17 protein-coding genes are annotated in these 19,859 nt (G+C 35.2%); 15 read left to right on the forward strand and 2 right to left on the reverse strand.

The window, feature by feature from the left end:
• The first annotated feature begins 16 nt into the window (after window positions 1-16).
• The 15 genes from hslO to pheA all read left to right on the forward strand — a co-directional run bounded on the left by hslO (window position 17) and on the right by pheA (window position 17,008).
• Window positions 17-898 (forward strand): Hsp33 family molecular chaperone HslO, encoded by an 882-nt coding sequence (hslO, locus tag CLOST_RS03450; protein ID WP_013360857.1) that lies wholly within the window; start codon window positions 17-19, stop codon window positions 896-898.
• A gap of 151 nt (window positions 899-1,049) precedes the next feature.
• Window positions 1,050-1,220 carry an RNA polymerase sigma-54 factor (fragment) gene (locus CLOST_RS13725; protein WP_013360858.1) on the forward strand — a complete coding sequence of 57 codons (171 nt, stop codon included), beginning with the start codon at window positions 1,050-1,052 and terminating at the stop codon, window positions 1,218-1,220.
• 65 nt (window positions 1,221-1,285) lie between these two features.
• Entirely contained in the window at window positions 1,286-2,395 is a 1,110-nt protein-coding gene (gene rpoN / locus CLOST_RS03455; protein ID WP_259369994.1) for an RNA polymerase factor sigma-54, read from the forward strand.
• Window positions 2,396-2,553: 158 nt separating this feature from the next.
• Entirely contained in the window at window positions 2,554-3,594 is a 1,041-nt protein-coding gene (locus CLOST_RS03460) for a sugar-binding transcriptional regulator (RefSeq protein ID WP_013360860.1), read from the forward strand.
• A 33-nt stretch (window positions 3,595-3,627) separates the two neighbouring features.
• A complete protein-coding gene (gene gap / locus CLOST_RS03465; RefSeq protein ID WP_013360861.1) occupies window positions 3,628-4,647 on the forward strand; it encodes a type I glyceraldehyde-3-phosphate dehydrogenase in 1,020 nt (339 codons plus the stop codon).
• Between the two features lie 73 nt (window positions 4,648-4,720).
• Window positions 4,721-5,911 (forward strand): phosphoglycerate kinase, encoded by a 1,191-nt coding sequence (locus tag CLOST_RS03470; protein WP_041487326.1) that lies wholly within the window; start codon window positions 4,721-4,723, stop codon window positions 5,909-5,911.
• A 9-nt stretch (window positions 5,912-5,920) separates the two neighbouring features.
• On the forward strand, window positions 5,921-6,667 hold the full coding sequence (gene tpiA, locus CLOST_RS03475) for a triose-phosphate isomerase (protein ID WP_013360863.1): 747 nt from the start codon (window positions 5,921-5,923) through the stop codon (window positions 6,665-6,667).
• Between the two features lie 14 nt (window positions 6,668-6,681).
• Complete coding sequence (gene gpmI / locus CLOST_RS03480) at window positions 6,682-8,205, forward strand: 2,3-bisphosphoglycerate-independent phosphoglycerate mutase (protein WP_013360864.1); 1,524 nt, start codon at window positions 6,682-6,684, stop codon at window positions 8,203-8,205.
• Between the two features lie 26 nt (window positions 8,206-8,231).
• A complete protein-coding gene (gene eno, locus CLOST_RS03485; RefSeq protein ID WP_013360865.1) occupies window positions 8,232-9,524 on the forward strand; it encodes a phosphopyruvate hydratase in 1,293 nt (430 codons plus the stop codon).
• Window positions 9,525-9,820: 296 nt separating this feature from the next.
• A complete protein-coding gene (gene secG / locus CLOST_RS03490) occupies window positions 9,821-10,048 on the forward strand; it encodes a preprotein translocase subunit SecG (RefSeq protein ID WP_013360866.1) in 228 nt (75 codons plus the stop codon).
• Between the two features lie 29 nt (window positions 10,049-10,077).
• Complete coding sequence (locus CLOST_RS03495) at window positions 10,078-12,117, forward strand: sodium-translocating pyrophosphatase (RefSeq protein WP_013360867.1); 2,040 nt, start codon at window positions 10,078-10,080, stop codon at window positions 12,115-12,117.
• Between the two features lie 613 nt (window positions 12,118-12,730).
• Window positions 12,731-13,750 (forward strand): 3-deoxy-7-phosphoheptulonate synthase, encoded by a 1,020-nt coding sequence (gene aroF, locus CLOST_RS03500; protein ID WP_013360868.1) that lies wholly within the window; start codon window positions 12,731-12,733, stop codon window positions 13,748-13,750.
• A 12-nt stretch (window positions 13,751-13,762) separates the two neighbouring features.
• Window positions 13,763-14,629: a prephenate dehydrogenase gene (locus CLOST_RS03505; RefSeq protein WP_013360869.1), complete on the forward strand. Its 867-nt coding sequence runs from the start codon at window positions 13,763-13,765 to the stop codon at window positions 14,627-14,629.
• A complete protein-coding gene (gene aroA, locus CLOST_RS03510; protein ID WP_013360870.1) occupies window positions 14,626-15,912 on the forward strand; it encodes a 3-phosphoshikimate 1-carboxyvinyltransferase in 1,287 nt (428 codons plus the stop codon). Before CLOST_RS03505 ends, aroA begins: the two co-directional genes overlap by 4 nt.
• The gene (gene pheA / locus CLOST_RS03515) at window positions 15,899-17,008 is read left to right on the forward strand and encodes a prephenate dehydratase (protein WP_013360871.1); all 1,110 of its coding nucleotides are present in this window, start codon (window positions 15,899-15,901) and stop codon (window positions 17,006-17,008) included. The genes aroA and pheA overlap by 14 nt, the downstream gene beginning before the upstream one ends.
• A gap of 152 nt (window positions 17,009-17,160) precedes the next feature.
• Here pheA and CLOST_RS03520 read toward each other — a convergent pair whose 3' ends face one another.
• Both CLOST_RS03520 and CLOST_RS03525 read right to left on the reverse strand, forming a co-directional pair.
• Window positions 17,161-18,096, reverse strand: a complete 936-nt coding sequence (locus tag CLOST_RS03520) for a stalk domain-containing protein (protein ID WP_013360872.1) — start codon at window positions 18,094-18,096, stop codon at window positions 17,161-17,163.
• 144 nt (window positions 18,097-18,240) lie between these two features.
• Window positions 18,241-19,845, reverse strand: coding sequence for a peptide chain release factor 3 (locus tag CLOST_RS03525; RefSeq protein WP_013360873.1), 1,605 nt, complete (start codon window positions 19,843-19,845; stop codon window positions 18,241-18,243).
• Window positions 19,846-19,859: the final 14 nt, after the last annotated feature.

Here is a 19,859-nt window from a genome sequence, read left to right on the forward strand (position 1 = left end):
AATCGGCGACAAATAGATGAGTTATATATTAAGAGGAACATCGAAAAATCATGGAATAAGAATATTTGCAGCTGATACTACAAGTATGGTAGAGGAAGCCAGAAGACTTCACAATACAAGCCCAGTTGCTTCAGCGGCTTTAGGAAGAGCTCTTACAGCTTCTAGCATTATGGGAATAATGATGAAGGGCGATAATGACAAGCTGACCCTTAGTATAAATGGAAAAGGACCACTTGGTACAATAGTTTGCGTATCAGACTCAAAAGGCACAGTAAAGGGTTATGTGAGCAATCCACTTGTTGATATTCCAAATAGAGCTGATGGCAAGCTAGATGTAGGCTCAGCGGTTGGAATAAACGGACTTGTTACTATAATTAAGGATATGGGGATGAAAGAGCCTTATACTGGTCAGTACCCTCTTGTCAATGGAGAAATAGCTGAGGATTTGACTGCGTATTATGCATACTCTGAGCAGCAGCCTTCAGCTATAGCCCTTGGAGTGCTAGTAGATGTAGATTATAGTATTAAGGCGGCAGGAGGCTTTATAGTTCAGCTTATGCCTGAAGCAGAGGAAAAAGATATAGATATTTTGGAGAAAAATCTAAGCCAAATTACATCAGTATCACATCTTATAGATGAGGGAAAAACACCTGAGGATTTGATAAACCTAGTGCTAAAGGATTTAGAACCTATGGTTTATGAAAAAATTCCGGTGAGCTATAAGTGTGATTGTAGCAGAGAAAGAATAGAAAAAGCACTAATCAGTATAGGGAAAAAGGATTTAGATGAAATAATAAAAGAAGATAAGCTCGCTGAAATTTCATGCCATTTCTGTAACACTGTGTATCATTTTAATGAAGCTGAGCTTATAGATTTAAGAAAATCCTTAGATAATTAATATAAAATACTCCATAAGCAAAAAATATACCAATTTTAGATAATTTGGTATATTTTTTGATTTTACTTGGATTATTTGATAGAATAGACTTAAATACAGTGGTAATATAACATAAAACTAATAGCATATTTATTTATGAGGAGAATGCTCCATGAAGATGAGTTTTGGATTAGAAATTAACCAAAGCCAAAAAATGATACTTACTAAAGAGCTAAAGCAATCACTAGAGATACTTCAAATGAATAGATTTGAAATAGAGGAGCTCATAGTAAGGGAAACAAACGAAAATCCTACACTTGAAGTAGAAAAAAAGACGAGATAGATTGGGAGAAATATTTAAAAAATCTAAGAGACTCTTCATATAAAGTATATTCAAATTTCTTTGAAATACCAGATGATGAGGATAGCAATGCAGAGAATTATTTAAAAGATAATGTAAATATGTACGATTATCTGAGCCAGCAGCTTAGATTAATGAGCTTGGACTCAAAAGTATTTGCCGCTGGTTGTTATATCATAAGAACTTTAAATAAAGACGGATACTTTAAAGAGGATATTAGAAATGCTTGCAGAAATGTAGGCGTAGCTGAAGAGGTTTTTGCGGAGGCATTAGAGGTGGTTCAAAGCCTAGAACCTAGCGGAATTGCTGCTAGAAATATATCTGAGTGTTTGCTTCTTCAGATTAAGGACAAGGGAATCTCAGATAAGGTACTGGAAAACATTATCATGGAAGATATAGAAATGATAGGGGCTCATAAGTATAAGGAACTTTGCAAGAAGTACTCTATTCCTTCGGAAAAACTAAAAGCGTATATAGATTATATAAAAACTTTGGATCCAAGACCTGCTAGACAGTTCGCGTCTGATGAAAACCAATATGTGCTTCCAGATGTAGTAGTAGAAAGAAAAAACCATGGTTTCGAAGTTAGATTAAATAATGATAGCTTGCCGAGTCTAAAAATAAGTAGCTTTTATGAAAAAATGCTCAAGGATTCTATTGAAAAAGAAACTAAAGACTATATTAAAGAGAAACTTCAGAGCTCATTGATGTTAATTAAGAATATAGAGCAGAGAAAAAATACTGTACTAAAAGTTGCTAAAGGGATAGTAGAAGAACAAGAAGAATTCTTCTTATATGGCAAAAATCATATCAAACCTATGATACTTAGGGATATAGCTGAGAAAACGGGTTTTCACGAATCAACAATATCACGTACTGTAAATGGAAAATACATGCTTACACCAAAAGGACTTTTTGAGTTTAAGTATTTTTTCAGCAGTGGAGTAAAAGATTGCGATGGAGATATGGTATCTAATATAAATATAAAAAATGAGCTTAAGGATATTATAGATAAAGAAAATAAGAAAAAACCACTTAGCGATCAAAAAATATGTGATATTTTGAATTTAAAGGGTATAAATATATCTAGGCGAACTGTTGCAAAGTATCGCGAAGAACTAAATATCCCGGGCTCTTCAATTAGAAAAGAAATTTAATTTTTCCTCTTGAAAAACTACGGAATATAATATACAATAATTATGAAGCGGGACATAAATAAAGTCGATGGTCTTTAGGAGTCCCGCATAATTTTGAAAAGACAGGGAACGAAAATAAATCAGTGGACTTAAAACGTCCCTTGGAAGGTGAGGTGAGCATGAAAAAGCTGATTGATCTTCAAAGAAAAGTTGTACCTGAAGTTCTGGAAAACATGGAAAAAAGATATTCTATATTAAAAGAAATTTCTTTGAGTAGTCCTATTGGAAGAAGAATGCTAGCAGGCAAGCTTAACTTGTCAGAGAGAGTAGTTCGAACCGAGGTTGAATTTTTAAAGGAACAAAATCTAATTAATATAGATGCTTCTGGTATGTTTATGACAGATGAAGGCATAGATGTGCTAGAAAATTTAAGTAGCTTTATTTCAGAAATTAAGGGTATAACGAAATTAGAAGATATACTCACCAAAAGACTTGGAATAAAAAAGATTGTTATTATTCCTTCATCGATTGACGAATGTCCAGCTTGTAGTATTGACATGGCTAAAGCTGCAGGAAGATATTTCTTTTCTATCATGAGAGAGCACAAGGTTATAGGAATAACTGGAGGAACGACTATGCATAGCTTTGCAGAAAACCTTCCTCAAATGAAAACTGAGATGCCGCTCACTATAGTTCCAGCTAGAGGGGGACTAGGAGAAGAAGTAGAGATTCAAGCCAATAACATAGCGGCTATGGTATCAAAAAAACTCAATGGACATTATGTACTTCTTCATGTTCCAGATAACATCGATAAAGACATAATGGAAAGCATAACAAGCATTCCACAAGTTAAAAGCACACTTGAAGCTATAGATGAGATAGATTTGCTTGTGTTTGGAATAGGCAACGCATCTGATATGGCTAAAAGAAGAAAAAGCAGCGACAAGGAATGCATGGTAATCAAAGAAAGAGGAGCTGTATCTGAAGCTTTTGGCCATTATTTTAATATTGATGGTGAAATAGTTTATGAAACCAGTACAGTGGGAATAAAACTAGATAAGTACAAAGCTTTAAATGATATCATTGGTATAGCTGGAGGCAAGAAAAAAGCTGAAGCAATCTTATCAATAGCTAGAATCAATAGAAACCTAGTTCTTATAACTGACGAAAGTGCCGCTAATTACCTTATGGAAATAACAGGCGGATTTGATGATAATTAATTTTAATATTAAAATTTTAGGAGGTTTTTACAAATGGTAAAAGTTGCGATTAACGGTTTTGGTAGAATTGGAAAAAGTGTACTTCGTGCATATTTTGAAAATGGCGGAAAAGAAAAATTCGGTTATGATATAGTTGCTATTAACAACCCTGGAGATTCTACTGGAGCAGCTCATTTGTTTAAATATGACTCTTGCTTTGGAACATATACTGGCGATGTAGAATTAAAAGATGGAAAATTAATAATAGATGGACATGAAATAGTAGTAGTTGATAATAGAGATCCACTTCAATTACCATGGAAAGAAATGGGAATCGATATAGTTATTGAATCAACGGGTGCTTTTACAAAGAGAGAAGGAGCAGCTAAGCATATTGAAGCTGGAGCAAAGAAGGTTTTAATTACTGCACCTGGTAAAGACGAAGATATAACAGTGGTTATGGGAGTTAACGAAGAGAAATATGACCCAGCAAATCATCACATAGTATCTAACGCTTCTTGTACTACAAACTGCCTTGCGCCATTTGCAAAGGTTATAGATGAGAAGTTTGGAATTGTAAAAGGTCTTATGACTACAGTTCACTCTTACACTAACGACCAAGGTCTTCTAGATCAAAAACACAAAGATTTAAGAAGAGCAAGAGCTGGAGCTTTATCAATCATTCCTACTACAACAGGAGCTGCTAAAGCTGTTTCATTAGTATTACCTCAACTTGAAGGAAAATTAAACGGATTCTCTCTAAGAGTTCCTACTCCTACTGTATCTGTAGTTGACCTAGTAGTTGAGCTTGCAAAACCAGCTACTAAAGATGAAATCAATGCTGCTCTTAAAGAAGCATCTGAAACTACAATGAAAGGCATTCTTGGATACACTGAGGAGCCACTAGTATCTATTGACTTTAGAAAAGATGAGAGATCTTCGATTGTAGATGCTCTATCTACTATGGTTATTGATGGAAACATGGCAAAAATCGTATCTTGGTATGACAATGAGTGGGGATACTCAGTAAGAGTAGTAGATTTAGCTGCATATATGGTAAAAAAAGGACTATAATATAAAATTCTAACATAAGCCCAGGTTCCCGAAAGGGGCTGGGCTTTTTTGAAGGGAGAGAAAATCAGTGTCAATGCTAAATAAAAAGGCTGTAAATGATATAGATGTAAAAGGTAAAAAGGTAATAGTTAGATGTGATTTTAATGTACCTATGAAAAACGGTGAAATTACTGATGATAGAAGAATTAAAGGAGCACTAGAAACTATAAACTATCTTACTGAAAATAAAGCAAAGGTTATACTTATGTCTCACCTAGGCAGACCTGATAAAAAATATGAGCCTGAGTTTTCACTAGCTCCAGTAGCAAAAAGATTAAGCGAGCTTACTGGCAAGGAAGTAAAATTGGCACAAGATGAAGCTGTAGTTGGCGAAAATGCAAAAGCACTTACTGCATCTATGAACGAAGGCGATATTGTACTTCTTGAAAATGTTAGATTTGTAAAAGGCGAGACAAAAAATGATTTAGACTTTGCAAAAGAACTAGCATCACTTGCTGATGTATTTGTAAACGATGCATTTGGTACTGCTCATAGAGCTCACTCGTCAACAGCTGGAATAGCAAACTATCTTCCTTCAGCTATGGGATTTTTAATAGAAAAAGAAATTTCAATCATGGGAAAAGCGCTTGAAGCTCCAGAAAGACCTTTTGTAGCAATACTTGGAGGAGCAAAGGTTTCAGATAAAATTTCTGTAATAGAAAATATGATGGACAAAGTAGATACGCTTATTATAGGCGGAGCTATGGCATATACCTTCAAGAAAGCTCTAAACGTTCCAGTTGGAAGCTCAAGAGTAGAAGATGACAAAGTAGAGCTTGCAAAGGATTTATTAGAAAAAGCAAAGCAAAAAGGCATAAAATTGCTTCTTCCTATTGACCACATGGTTGCAAAGGAATTTAATGAAACTAGTGAATCGTTTGCCACTGATACAGAAGAAATTCCAGAAGGCTTCATGGGACTAGATATTGGACCTAAAACTATCAAGCTTTTTGAAGATGAAATAAAACAAGCTAAAACAGTAATTTGGAATGGACCTATGGGCGTATTTGAAATGCCTAAATTTGCTGTAGGAACAAAATCCTTAGCAGAAATAATTGCAAATACAGATGCTGTATCAATTATAGGTGGAGGAGACTCGGCTGCAGCAGTTGAACAGCTTGGATTCGCTGATAAAATGACTCATATCTCAACAGGCGGAGGAGCATCTCTAGAGTTTTTAGAGGGTAAAATTCTTCCTGGTATAGATGTACTTGAAAGCAAATAGGAGGCAAAAATGAGAAAACCTATAATAGCTGGAAATTGGAAAATGCATAAAACAATAGCCGAGGCGCTTGAGTTTGTAGAAAAAATTAAAGCTGAGGTTGCTGGAACGGATGTAGAGACAGTTATTTGCGCTCCATTTACACAGCTAAAGGATATAAAACAAGCAGTAAAGGATACGAACATCAAAGTAGGAGCTCAAAACATGCATTATGAGGAAAAAGGAGCTTTTACTGGTGAAATATCAGCAGCTATGCTAAAAGAACTAATGGTAGATTATGTAATAATAGGACATTCAGAGAGAAGACAGTATTTTAATGAGACAGATGAAACTGTCAATAAAAAAGTAAAAAAGGCTTTAGCTTATGATATAACTCCAATCATGTGCGTAGGAGAGTCTTTAGAGGAAAGAGAAGCAGAAAAAACTAAAGAAATAGTAAAAGACCAAACGATGAAAGGCCTAGAAGGACTTACTAATGAGCAGGTCTCATCTCTTGTCATAGCCTATGAGCCTATTTGGGCTATAGGTACAGGAAAAACTGCATCTAGCCAAGATGCAAACGAAGTAATTGCTTATATCAGAGAGGTTGTAAAAGACATGTACTCTGAGGAAGTATCTGAGGAAGTTCGTATTCAGTATGGAGGCAGTGTTAAGCCTTCGAATGTTGAAGAGATTATGAATGAAAGTGATATTGACGGAGCACTTGTGGGAGGAGCCTCATTAGAAGCCTCTGATTTTACTGCTTTAGTCAATTTTTAAGAGGAGAAATCTATATGAGAAAACCCGTAGCGCTTATAATTCTAGATGGCTTTGGATATCTGCCTACAGATAGAGGCAATGCTGTAAAGCATGCCAATACTCCAGTATTTGATTCTATATTTCAAAATTATTCACATACACTTATAGGTGCAAGTGGAGAAGATGTAGGATTGCCAGATGGACAGATGGGAAATTCTGAAGTTGGGCACCTAAACATAGGTGCAGGAAGAATTGTATATCAAGAATTAACAAGAATAACGAAAGAAATTAGAGAAGGCTCACTTTTTACAAATCCAGCCTTGCTAGAGGCTATGGAAAATGCTAAAAAAGAAGGAAGAGCACTTCATCTTATGGGCCTTTTATCAGATGGAGGAGTGCATTCTCACAATTCACATATTGAGGGCTTGCTTCTTATGGCAAAGCAACAAGGTGTAAAGGATGTCTATGTGCATGCTTTTATGGACGGAAGAGATACGCCACCGCAAAGTGGAAAAGACTATATCGTGCAGCTAGAAAACTTTATGAAAACTCATGGCATTGGAAAAATTCTAACTGTAAGTGGCAGATACTATGCCATGGACAGAGACAAAAGATGGGACAGAGTAAAGCTAGCCTATGATGCTATAGTAAAGGCAGATGCTCCAAAAGCAGATTCAGCACTTTCATGCATTGAGGCTTCATACCATGAGAATGTGACAGATGAGTTTGTGCTTCCTACAGTAATTGGAGAAGGACTGACTACGCTTTCTGCTCATGACTCAGTTATATTCTTTAATTTTAGACCAGATAGAGCGAGAGAGCTTACTAGAGCTATTGTGGATAGAGACTTTGATGGGTTTGAAAGAGAATATTTCGAAACGACATATGTCACCATGACTCAGTATGACAAAACTATGCCTAATGTAATAGTAGCTTATACTCCTCAAACTTTAGACAATACTCTAGGAGAATATATAGCATCTAAAGGAAAAACTCAGCTTCGTATAGCAGAAACAGAAAAATATGCCCACGTTACATTTTTCTTCAATGGAGGAAGAGAAGAGGCCTATACCAATGAAGAGCGTATATTAGTACCTTCTCCAAAAGTTGCAACCTATGACTTAAAACCTGAAATGTCAGCGTATGAAGTAACAGATAGGCTAATTAACGATTTAGAAACTAATCCTAAGGATTTAATTGTTCTAAACTTTGCAAATCCTGACATGGTAGGACATACTGGAGTATTTGAAGCAGCAGTTAAAGCAGTAGAAACTGTAGATATATGTCTAGGAAAAGTACTAGATAAGATAAAAAGTCTAGGTGGAGTTGCTTTTATAACAGCAGACCATGGTAATGCAGAGCAGATGTTTGATGATCTTGGTGGACCATTTACAGCGCACACTACAAATAAAGTTCCTTTTGTTATGGTTGATGATGTAAATAAAAATATAAAATTAAGAGATGGCGGAAGACTGTGCGATTTTGCACCTACAATTTTAGAAGTAATGGGACTTGAAAAGCCAGAACAAATGACGGGTATAAGTCTACTAATAAAATAATTATAATAAACCAAGGAGGAAACAAAATGTTTATATCTGATGTATTTGCAAGAGAAATTCTAGATTCAAGAGGAAATCCAACTGTAGAAGTAGAGGTAGTATTAGAGTCAGGAGAAATGGGTAGAGCTGCAGTTCCATCTGGAGCATCAACAGGTATCTATGAAGCTGTAGAATTAAGAGATGGAGACAAGTCTCGTTATTTAGGCAAAGGAGTACTTAATGCAGTTGATAACGTAAATGAAATCATAGCTCCAGAGCTAATAGGCATGAATGTATTTGACCAAGTTGGAATTGACCAAATGCTAATCGAACTAGATGGAACTGATAATAAAGGTAAATTAGGAGCTAACGCTATTCTTGGAGTTTCTATGGCAGTTGTTAAAGCAGCAGCTGAAGAACTAGGAATGCCTTTATTCCAATATTTAGGAGGAGTAAATGCAAAGGTTCTTCCTACTCCTATGATGAACATCATAAACGGCGGAGAGCATGCGGATAATAACGTAGATATTCAAGAGTTTATGGTTATGCCTGTAGGAGCAGACTCATGGGCTGAAGCGCTTAGAATGGGAGCAGAGATTTTCCATTCACTAAAATCTGTATTAAAAGGTAAAGGGTTAAATACTGCAGTAGGTGATGAAGGTGGATTTGCACCAAACCTTGGTTCAAATGAAGAAGCTTTAATGGCTATAGTAGAAGCTATAGAAAAAGCTGGATATAAGCCAGGAGATGAAGTTAAAATAGCTATGGATGCTGCTGCTTCATCATTCTATAGTGCTGATAAGAAAAAATACGTTCTTGCTGGAGAAGGCAAAGAGCTTACATCAGAAGAAATGGTTGCTTTCTATGAAGATTTAGTATCTAAATATCCTATTATTTCTATCGAAGATGGACTAGATGAAAATGATTGGGACGGCTTCAAGCTTATGACTGAAAGACTTGGAGATAAGATTCAAATCGTTGGGGATGACTTATTTGTAACAAATACAGCTAAGCTAGAAGAGGGAATTCAAAAAGGTATAGCAAATTCAATTCTAATTAAGCTAAACCAAATAGGTACTATAACAGAGACTCTAGATGCTATAGAAATGGCTAAAAGAGCAGGTTACACTGCTATCATTTCTCACCGTTCTGGAGAAACAGAAGACACAACTATAGCTGATTTAGTTGTAGCGGTAAATGCTGGACAAATCAAAACTGGTGCTCCATCTAGAACTGATAGAGTAGCTAAATACAACCAATTAATTAGAATAGAAGAAATGATAGGCGAAGTTTCTCAGTATGCAGGCATGAATGCATTTTATAACATTAAAAAAAGATAGTTAGATTTTAGGACTAAACTTTAAATCTGATTATGTTTTTTAAATAATAAGCAAATAATTATAAGTAAGTATGAAGCATTTAAAACATGTTAAAAACTGCATTAAAATAAAAATAGCGAGGGCTTATACAGCTCTCGTTGTTTTGTCTAAATACTTAAAAACAATATCCAAAATTTGCCATTGACAAATATAATTAATTTTGCATTACATATAATCTTATTTATTGCTTTATACTTATCACTATGTTAAAATATGTAGGTATGATTAGCATTTATATGCATAAGGAGGTGCTTAATATGAAAACATTTCTAATGGTTGTGGAGATTATTGTAAGCTTAGGTCTAATTGCTAGTGTACTTCTCCAATCAGGAAGAAGCGCAGGTTTCTCTGGGGCTATAACTGGAGGAGCAGAGCAGCTTATGGGAAACAAGGCAAGAGGTATGGATGTTATTTTTAGAAAAATAACAGCAGCGTGTGCAGTATTGTTCATAGTATTAGCAATCGTATTAGTAGCACTACAGTAAAAACAATATTATTAGGAGGTATTATCGAAATGCAAAACTTAATATGGGCTCCAATTATTGGAGTACTAGCCCTTGTATTTGCATTCGTTCTTTCTTCTAAAATCAACAAAGTTGATGTTGGAACTGAAAGAATGAAAGAAATCTCTACTTACATCCATGAAGGTGCGATGGCTTTCTTAACTAGAGAGTACAAGGTATTAGCAATTTTTATCGCGGTATTATTCGTAGTTTTAGCAATTGGTATCAATATACTTACAGCAGTTTGTTTCTTAGTTGGAGCTGCTTTTTCTACACTTGCAGGATTTTTTGGAATGCAAGTTGCAACAAAAGCTAACGTAAGAACAGCAAATGCAGCTAGAGAAGGTGGAATGAATAAAGCACTTTCAATTGCTTTTTCAGGCGGAGCTGTTATGGGTATGTCTGTTGTTGGTCTTGGTATCTTTGGAGTAAGTGTACTTTATATGATACTAACAAGCATGGGATATGACTCTGCTGCAGCAACTAATATACTTACTGGATTTGGACTAGGAGCATCTTCACTTGCACTTTTTGGACGTGTTGGTGGAGGTATCTATACTAAGGCAGCAGACGTTGGAGCGGACTTAGTTGGTAAAGTTGAAGCTGGAATTCCAGAAGACGATCCAAGAAACCCTGCAGTTATCGCTGATAACGTTGGAGATAATGTTGGAGACGTAGCTGGTATGGGAGCTGACCTTTTTGAGTCATATGTTGGATCATTAATCGCAGCTATGACACTTGGTATACTTGCTGTATCAAACTCTGGAGAATCATATGGAGTTTTAGGAGCTATTTTCCCTCTTGCAGTTTCTGCAGTTGGTATAGTCGGATCTATCATCGGAACTTTCTTCGTAAAAGGAGATGACAATTCAGATCCACATAAAGCTCTTAAAATGGGTACTTATGTAGCTGGAGGAATTACAGTTTTAGCATCGTTCTTCCTTTCTAATATGTTCTTAGGAAACCTTTCAGGTTTTTGGGCTATCATCATTGGTCTAGTAGTGGGAACTATTATCGGACAAATTACAGAAATTTATACTTCTGCAGATTTTAAACATGTTAAGAAAATTGCTGATCAGTCTGAAACTGGACCAGCAACTACTATAATTTCAGGTCTTGCTGTTGGTATGGAATCAACAATGTGGCCACTTATCATTATATCTATTGGTATTTTAGGTGCTTACATGGCTGGAGGACTATACGGAATAGCTCTTGCAGCTGTAGGTATGCTTGCAACTACTGGTATGACAGTAGCGGTAGATGCTTATGGACCTATTGCGGATAACGCAGGTGGTATTGCAGAGATGTGCGAGCTTCCAAAAGAAGTTAGAGCAATCACTGACAAACTTGACTCAGTTGGTAACACAACTGCTGCTATTGGTAAAGGTTTTGCAATTGGATCAGCAGCTCTTACTGCACTTGCTCTATTTGCATCTTACACAGCAGCTACTGGATTATCATCAATCAGCTTAACTAACCCAGAGGTTATTGCGGGAATGTTTATAGGTGGAATGCTACCATTCCTATTCTCAGCTATGACAATGGAAGCAGTTGGTAAAGCTGCATTCGATATGATTGAAGAAGTTAGAAGACAGTTTAAAACTATCCCTGGTATCATGGAGGGAACTGGTAAGCCTGATTATGCAAGATGCGTAGATATCTCTACAGCAGCAGCTCTTAAGCAAATGATTGTTCCTGGAGTTATGGCTGTATTATCACCTATTGCTATTGGACTTTTACTTGGAACTGAGGCTCTAGGAGGTCTTCTTGGAGGAGCTCTTGTAACTGGAGTTTTACTTGCTATCATGATGGCAAATGCCGGCGGAGCTTGGGATAATGCTAAAAAATACATTGAATCTGGAGCTCATGGCGGAAAAGGTTCAGAAGCTCATAAGGCAGCAGTTGTTGGAGATACAGTTGGAGATCCATTCAAAGATACATCTGGACCTTCTATCAATATCCTAATCAAACTTATGACTATAGTTTCTCTAGTGTTTGCACCAGTATTTGTTCAGTACGGTGGAATGCTTCTTGGACTATTTGGAAAATAATAAATAAATTTAAGAACTATATTCATAGCGAATATAGTTCTTTTTTTTATATAAATTAATTTTATTTGTTGACATCCTCTAAAATCGTGGTAGAATAAATCACAATACATAATACAGTATAAATATTAGGATGAATGTATATCCATCCAGAAGGGATAAAAAAATGGAAAACCTCATTGGAAATATGATAAATGCAAATAATAAATTTTATTTTAGCTTTTTTAGCTTGGGCTTTTATTTTTATAGCGCAAGTTATTTTGCATTTCAAAAATCATATAAAAATCCAATGAGATATTCTTTATATTATCCTCAGGTTCCCCAGGATTAAGCTTAAGGAAATACGGGAATAGTGAATAAAAATACCTGATAAACTTAGGGTCTCATTGAAACTTCAATGAGGCCCTTTTTTAATATCAGTATTAAATTTTAAATTATTATTTCTTATACTTTCTATTTGGCCAAAGAAAATATAAGAGTTTAAATAGATTTAATAGATTAACAATTAATAAAAATTCGATTAAAAATATGTAAATAATATAAGAGAAATTTAATTTGATAACTAACTTAAGAACTTATAACTAACTTAAAAATAAAAATAATAGGAGTGATTTAAATGGTAATAGTATTAAAGCCTGGTATATCTAGAGAAGAGATTGAAAAGATAAAATTAAAAATGCAAAGCCTTGGATGCAGTGTACATGAAGTAGTAGGTGAAAGTCGCCATATAATAGGACTTGTAGGAGATACAAGCAAAATAGATAAAGAACTAATAAGTGCAAACAAAAATGTTGAGAAAGTTGTAAATATCCAAGAACCATTTAAAAAAGCCAATAGACTTATTAAACCAGAAGGAAGCGTAGTAGAAGTGGCAGGAAGAAAAATAGGCTGTGGACACATAGGAATAATTGCTGGTCCATGCTCAGTAGAAAGTAGAGAGCAGATTATATCCATAGCAAAGGATGTGAAAACATCTGGAGCAGGGTTTTTAAGAGGAGGAGCATTTAAGCCAAGAACATCTCCGTACAGTTTCCAAGGACTTAGAGAAGATGGATTAAAATTATTGGTTGAAGCAAGAAAAGAAACTGGTCTTCCGATAGTGACTGAAATTATGTCAGCGTCTCATTTAGATATATTTGAAGAGCATGTAGATGTAATGCAGGTAGGAGCTAGAAATATGCAAAACTTCGAGCTACTCAAAGAGGTTGGGAAAAGCAAAGTTCCAGTTCTTTTAAAAAGAGGAATGTCTTCAAGCATAGAGGAATTCATAATGTCAGCAGAATACATCATGGCAGAAGGGAATGAAAATGTAATTCTATGTGAAAGAGGAATAAGAACTTTCGAAAATTACACAAGAAACACTTTGGATTTAAGTGCTATCCCAGCTATAAAAAAGCTGAGCCACCTTCCTGTAATTGTAGATCCTAGCCATGCAGCTGGACTTGCATGGATGGTTGAGCCATTATCAAAAGCGGCTATAGCTGTTGGAGCTGATGGGCTTATGATAGAAGTTCATAATGACCCAGCAAATGCAAAATGTGATGGACAGCAGTCAATAACCCCACTGCAGTTCACAAACTTAATGCATACTATCAATCAGCTAGCAGTTATTGAAAATAAAGCAGTTTCATTTTAGTAGGTGAATAAAATGGATGAACCAGATTTTTTTATAAATAAAAATCAAGGGGTTGCGATAGTTGGACTTGGACTGATTGGGGGCTCGATTGCAGGTGCTCTTAAAATAAATGGATTTAAAAATATCATGGGTATAGATACGCAAAATAAAGCTATTGAAGATGCTATAAATAAGGATTTTATAAAGCTAGGGGATACTGAACCTGAAAATATTTTACCTTTAGCTGAAATTGTTATTGTGTGTCTATACCCTAAAGAAACAGCTGAGTTTATAAAAAAACACATGAAAGATTTTAAGTATAAAGCTGTGATAACTGATGTTTCAGGAATAAAGTTAGATTTAATTAATGAAATTAATTCATGTCTTAGAGCTGATTTGGAGTTTGTAGGGGGACATCCAATGGCAGGAAGTCATTTTAGAGGCTTTGACCACGCAAACCCACACTTGTTTATGGATGCAAACTACATCATAACACCTACTGACACAAGTAGCCTAGAAGCTATAAGCAAAATAAAAAGTCTTGCCAAGATACTCGGATGCAAATCTATATCTGAGATTAATCCAGGCAAGCATGATGAAGCGATGGCACTAGCGAGCCATATGCCTCATATCACCGCACTAGCGCTTATGGACATGTGTGATGTAAGAGAAATGGGAGCCCTTCTAGGACCTAGCTTTAAGGATGCCACAAGAGTAGCACAAATAAACAGCAGACTATGGGCTCAGCTTCTTATAAGTAATAAAGAAAATTTAGACGAGCAAATAAAAATCATGGAGAAAAAAATGGAGCAGCTCAGAAAAGCAATAATATCATCAGACATAAAAGAACTAGAGCATCTTATGGAGCAAGCAGGAAGCAAAAGGAGGAAGATAGGTTGAAAAAAGTAAAAATAGAGCCTAAAGAATTAAGTGGAGAAATTTCAATACCACCATCCAAAAGCATTAGTCATAGAGCTGTAATAGCGGCGTCCTTATCAAGTGGAGTAAGTGAAATAAGCAACATAGTAATGTCAAAGGACATAAAGGCTACATGTGAGGCTATGAAACAGCTAGGAGCAGAAATATCTGAGGTGAAAGCTGAAAATGAAAGAGTAAAGCTTATAATTAAGGGAATAGAAGTATTTAAAGCGCCTAAAGCTTCCATAGACTGCAATGAATCAGGCTCCACTCTGAGATTTATGATTCCAATAGCGATGATGAGTAATAGTGAAATCAGCTTTATAGGAAAAGGAAAATTAGTTGAAAGACCACTAGATGTATACTACAAAATATTTGATGAGCAAGGAATACATTACGAAACAAAAGATAATAAGCTGCCACTTAAAATAAATGGAAGCTTAACTCCTGGTACTTTTGATATTAGGGGGGATGTAAGCTCACAGTTTATAACAGGATTGATGTTTGTTCTTCCTCTTTTAGCTTCTGATTCAAAGATAAGTATAACAGGGGAGCTCGAGTCAAAGGGCTATATAGATTTGACGATATCAGTACTTAGCAAGTATGGAATTGTGATAGAAAATGACGATTACAAAGCTTTTTATATAAAAGGAAGACAGGTTTATAAAGCATGTGATTATAGAGTGGAAGGCGATTTTTCTCAAGCTGCATTTTGGTTAGTTGCAGGGTGTTTAGGTGAAAAGATTACTAGTCGTGATTTAAATGAGTCTTCTCTACAGGCAGATAAAGAAGTTATAGATATTATAAAATCTATGGCTGGGAAAATATCTTGTGAAGATAATTCATTTATAGCTCAAAAGAGCCAGACTAAACGAACTGTAATAGATGCCTCGCAGATTCCAGATATAATACCGGTGCTTTCTGTACTAGCCTCTGTGAGTAAAGGTACTACTATAGTGAAAAATGGAGCAAGGCTTAGAATAAAAGAATCAGATAGACTTACAGCAACAAAAACGGAGCTAAATAAGCTAGGAGCTGACATAAAAGAAGAGGGAGACACTCTTATAATTAAAGGAGTGTCGAAACTTAGAGGAGCCAATGTAGATAGCTGGAATGACCATAGGATAGCTATGGCAATGGCAGTAGCGTCGATAAGGTGCGAAGGAAGCGTTATAATCGATGGAGCCTCATCTGTAGATAAGTCATATCCTAACTTTTGGCAGGATTTTAAAATGCTTGGAGGAGATATATGTGAGCAGAGTTGATCAGCTTAGATTCATAATAGATGATATCGATAAAAATATTGTGAGACTATTTGAAAAGCGAATGGAGACAGCTGAAAAAATAGCTCAGTACAAGCTAGAAAATAATCTAGGTATATTAAATACATCAAGGGAAGAAGAAGTAATAGAGTCAGCACTAAATGAGCTATACAATAAAGATTATAGAGATGAGCTTGAAGAATTTATAAAAAAACTTATGGAAATAAGCAGAAGAGTTCAGCAAAAAAGAATTTTAGGTATGGGCAAGAAAAGCATTAAAATTGGATTCCAAGGCGTAGAGGGTTCATTTGGACATCAAGCGGCTATAGAATATTTTGATAAAGATGCAGAGTTTATGGAGTATATGAGCTTTGAGGATGTATTTAAAGGCCTGTTAAATGGGGAAACAGATTATGGAGTACTTCCTATAGAAAATTCTTCTACAGGAAGCATAAGCTCAGTATACGATTTAATTGGAGAATATGGTTTTTATATAGTAGGAGAAAAATGCCTTAGAATAAAGCAAAATCTAATAGGATTAAAAGGAGCTTCTATTAAGGATATAAAAGAAATTTATTCACATACTCAAGGATTTGAGCAATCTAGCTCTTTTTTAAAAAAGCATCAGGAATGGAAGCTCATTCCCTACCACAATACAGCTTATAGTGCAAAAACTGTAGCTCTTTCAAAGGATTTTACAAAGGCAGCTATAGCTAGCGAAAAGGCTGCAAGGCTTTACAATCTAGATATCATAGAAAAAGATATCAATGACAACGAGAATAATTACACTAGGTTTGTCATAATCTCTAGAAAAGCTTTAGAATATATTGATACAAGCAAAATTAGCGTTATGTTCTCAATAAAGCATAGGGCAGGAGAGCTCTATAAAGTTCTTGAAGGCTTTCACCTTAACAATGTTAATATGCTGAAAATAGAATCTAGGCCAATAAAGAACAGACCTTGGGAATACATGTTTTATATAGATTTTGAAGGAAGCTTAAATGATATAGACATAGTTAAAAGCATAGAAAAAATTAAAAATAGTAGCACCTACTTTAAATTATTAGGAAATTATACGGCAGATAAAAATGCATCTTAAAATAATTATGTTAATGAAAGTTTGGTTAAGGGCTGTTTAATAATAAAAGAAAACCGTCAATAAAATGGATTAGTTCTTTAAAGTAGGCAGTTAAAATAACTGCCTACCTAAGTAAGGAAGCACTCATCCAGTTTAAATGACGGTTTATATATTTATCTTAAGCTTAACAGGTCACTGACTTTTTCAAAAGGAATTTGAACTTCATAGTAATTTCCTTTTGAATCCTGCATCAATATCACAAAAAAGAGTTTATTATCTATAGGTCTTATATAGTAGTTTGTAGTTTCATCTAATTTTACTGAGTTGGAATAAGCTTCAACTTTAGTTTTAAATGCATCCATATTTTTGCTAGAAACGGCTCTTGTTATAGGAATTACATTTCCATTTTTGATATCAAAAGCTTTAGATGTCAGTACTTTATAGGAAGCTGAATTTTTTACCATAGTCCCTTCGTAAACTACATATCCAGTCTTGTCTCCTATGTACATGATATTGATTTTGATATTGTTTATACCTCCATCTTGAAGAGAAGATATTTGACTTTTAGCGATTTCATGCATCTTAATAGCAACATTTGCTGGAGCTACATTTAAAGTTACTGTAATTTTACTGCCATCCATACCTACATTTGCCTTTAAGACTTCTGATAAAAAATCAAGTGGCACATACATTCTTCCATTTCTAACCTCTGGTGTGATATCAAGTCTGATATCAGCCATAGCACCATAGCTGTAATAGTAGTCGTTGGTAGTAGCTTTAGCAACGATAGCCTTATCATCGAGGGAAGCTGTTCTTGTCTTTGAATCCCAGCTTAAATCAAGATTAAATGCCTCGGCTACATTTCGTATTGGAAGCATAAGCTCATTGTTTCTAAAATAAATATCAGAATTTCTGACTCTTTTGCCATTTAATGTCAGGTTAACAGTGCTTATCCTAGATTTTAGATAACTAAGAGCATTGTCTCTTTTGGAATCTAAAACTATTTCTACTTTACGGCTTATAGAATAATCTGTAGCCGCATAGGATATATTTGTAGTCAAAATACATATTGCTGAAAGAATAACAGCATAAAAAGCTCTAGGCTTCATCTACATCACCTCTTAAGGTAATGATATAGTATAAATATTACATTATGCAGATTTTATCGTTACGATTATATTACGAAAAAAGATTAAACTAAATATTAATAACTCAAAAAATCAGTTATCGTTTAAGTAGTTTAATCTCAGTTCTTACTTTCTAAATGAAATTTCTTTTAAAACAGCAGTCTCATTACGTTCTTTTACCATATTGATAGACCATTCGTTTTGGAATAATAAAACAGGATGTGAATCTTCGTCTTCAACTATCATGGTATCCATAGTAACAGAGAATTTTGAAGGATTGAAGGCTTCCATTTCAACCCATCTGATATATCTATATGGAGTTCTTTCCATTATTACATCTACTCCATATTCATTTTTTAATCTGTACTCTAATACCTCGAACTGAAGTGAGCCTACAACTCCGACGATTAGCTCTTCTATACCTATATTAGGTCTTCTGAAAACCTGGATACTTCCTTCTTCAGCTAGCTGAGTAATTCCTTTTTGGAATTGCTTTCGCTTAAGAGAGTTTTTAGCAAATATTTTTGCAAAATGCTCAGGAGCAAAAAGTGGGATTCCTTCGTATTTAGTCTTTGAATTATCAGCGCACAAAGTGTCTCCGATTCTAAATATTCCAGGGTCATGAATACCTATTATATCTCCAGGGTAAGCTTCGTCTACGATTACTCTATCTTGAGCCATAAACTGCTGAGGCTGAGCAAGTCTCACTTTTTTATTCACCTGAACGTGATTTACTGACATACCTTTTTCAAACTTGCCTGAGCATATTCTCAAAAATGCAATTCTATCTCTATGTGTAGGGTCCATATTAGCTTGAATCTTAAATATAAAGCCTGTAAAATTATCTGTTTTTGGGTCAATAAGACCGTTGCTACTTTGTCTTGGAGTAGGAGGAGTAGTCATTTCTAAGAATGACTCCAAAAATGGCTCAACACCAAAATTTGTAAGGGCACTACCAAAGAAGGTAGGCGTTAGTTCCCCAGATAGGATTTTTTCCATATCAAATTCATCTCCAGCCATATCTAGAAGCTCAATATCGCTTAGTAGCTGTGAATGAAGAGTTTCACCAAGTAGCTCGTTGAACTTTGGATCATTAATATCACCGCTGATTACATTTCCTTGGCTTTGACCGTGGTTGCTATCTTTAAATAACTCAATTTGCTTTTTTTGTCTATTATAAACACCTTTGAAATCTCTTCCAGCTCCAATAGGCCAGTTTACAGGATAAGAGCGAATGCCAAGTACACTTTCGACTTCCTCCATAAGCTCAAAAGGGTCTTTACCCATACGATCCATTTTGTTTATAAATGTAAATATTGGAATTCCGCGCATCTTACATACATGGAATAATTTTTTTGTCTGGTCCTCTACACCCTTTGCGCAGTCGATAACCATAACAGCGCTATCAGCAGCCATAAGTGTTCTATAGGTATCCTCACTGAAGTCTTGGTGACCAGGTGTGTCTAGTATATTAATGCAATATCCGCTATAATCAAATTGAAGTACACTCGAAGTAACAGAAATACCTCTTTGCTTTTCTATTTCCATCCAGTCTGAAACTGCATGCTTTTGAGAACGTCTTGATTTTACAGAGCCAGCTAAGCGTATTGCCCCTCCGTAGAGCAAAAATTTTTCTGTAAGTGTGGTCTTACCAGCATCGGGATGTGAGATGATGGCAAAGGTTCTTCTTCTATTTACTTCATTTATAAAACTCGTTGTTTGTTCCGACATAAATACCTTCCTTA

Source organism: Acetoanaerobium sticklandii, assembly GCF_000196455.1.
In the GTDB taxonomy this organism is placed as follows: domain Bacteria; phylum Bacillota; class Clostridia; order Peptostreptococcales; family Filifactoraceae; genus Acetoanaerobium; species Acetoanaerobium sticklandii.

Coding starts and splice junctions, on each gene's coding strand:
- hslO (WP_013360857.1), top strand. CDS start 17: ATGAGTTATATATTAAGAGGAACATCGAAAAATCATGGAATAAGAATA.
- CLOST_RS13725 (WP_013360858.1), top strand. CDS start 1,050: ATGAAGATGAGTTTTGGATTAGAAATTAACCAAAGCCAAAAAATGATA.
- CLOST_RS03460 (WP_013360860.1), top strand. CDS start 2,554: ATGAAAAAGCTGATTGATCTTCAAAGAAAAGTTGTACCTGAAGTTCTG.
- gap (WP_013360861.1), top strand. CDS start 3,628: ATGGTAAAAGTTGCGATTAACGGTTTTGGTAGAATTGGAAAAAGTGTA.
- CLOST_RS03470 (WP_041487326.1), top strand. CDS start 4,721: ATGCTAAATAAAAAGGCTGTAAATGATATAGATGTAAAAGGTAAAAAG.
- tpiA (WP_013360863.1), top strand. CDS start 5,921: ATGAGAAAACCTATAATAGCTGGAAATTGGAAAATGCATAAAACAATA.
- gpmI (WP_013360864.1), top strand. CDS start 6,682: ATGAGAAAACCCGTAGCGCTTATAATTCTAGATGGCTTTGGATATCTG.
- eno (WP_013360865.1), top strand. CDS start 8,232: ATGTTTATATCTGATGTATTTGCAAGAGAAATTCTAGATTCAAGAGGA.
- secG (WP_013360866.1), top strand. CDS start 9,821: ATGAAAACATTTCTAATGGTTGTGGAGATTATTGTAAGCTTAGGTCTA.
- CLOST_RS03495 (WP_013360867.1), top strand. CDS start 10,078: ATGCAAAACTTAATATGGGCTCCAATTATTGGAGTACTAGCCCTTGTA.
- aroF (WP_013360868.1), top strand. CDS start 12,731: ATGGTAATAGTATTAAAGCCTGGTATATCTAGAGAAGAGATTGAAAAG.
- CLOST_RS03505 (WP_013360869.1), top strand. CDS start 13,763: ATGGATGAACCAGATTTTTTTATAAATAAAAATCAAGGGGTTGCGATA.
- CLOST_RS03520 (WP_013360872.1), bottom strand. CDS start 18,096: ATGAAGCCTAGAGCTTTTTATGCTGTTATTCTTTCAGCAATATGTATT.
- CLOST_RS03525 (WP_013360873.1), bottom strand. CDS start 19,845: ATGTCGGAACAAACAACGAGTTTTATAAATGAAGTAAATAGAAGAAGA.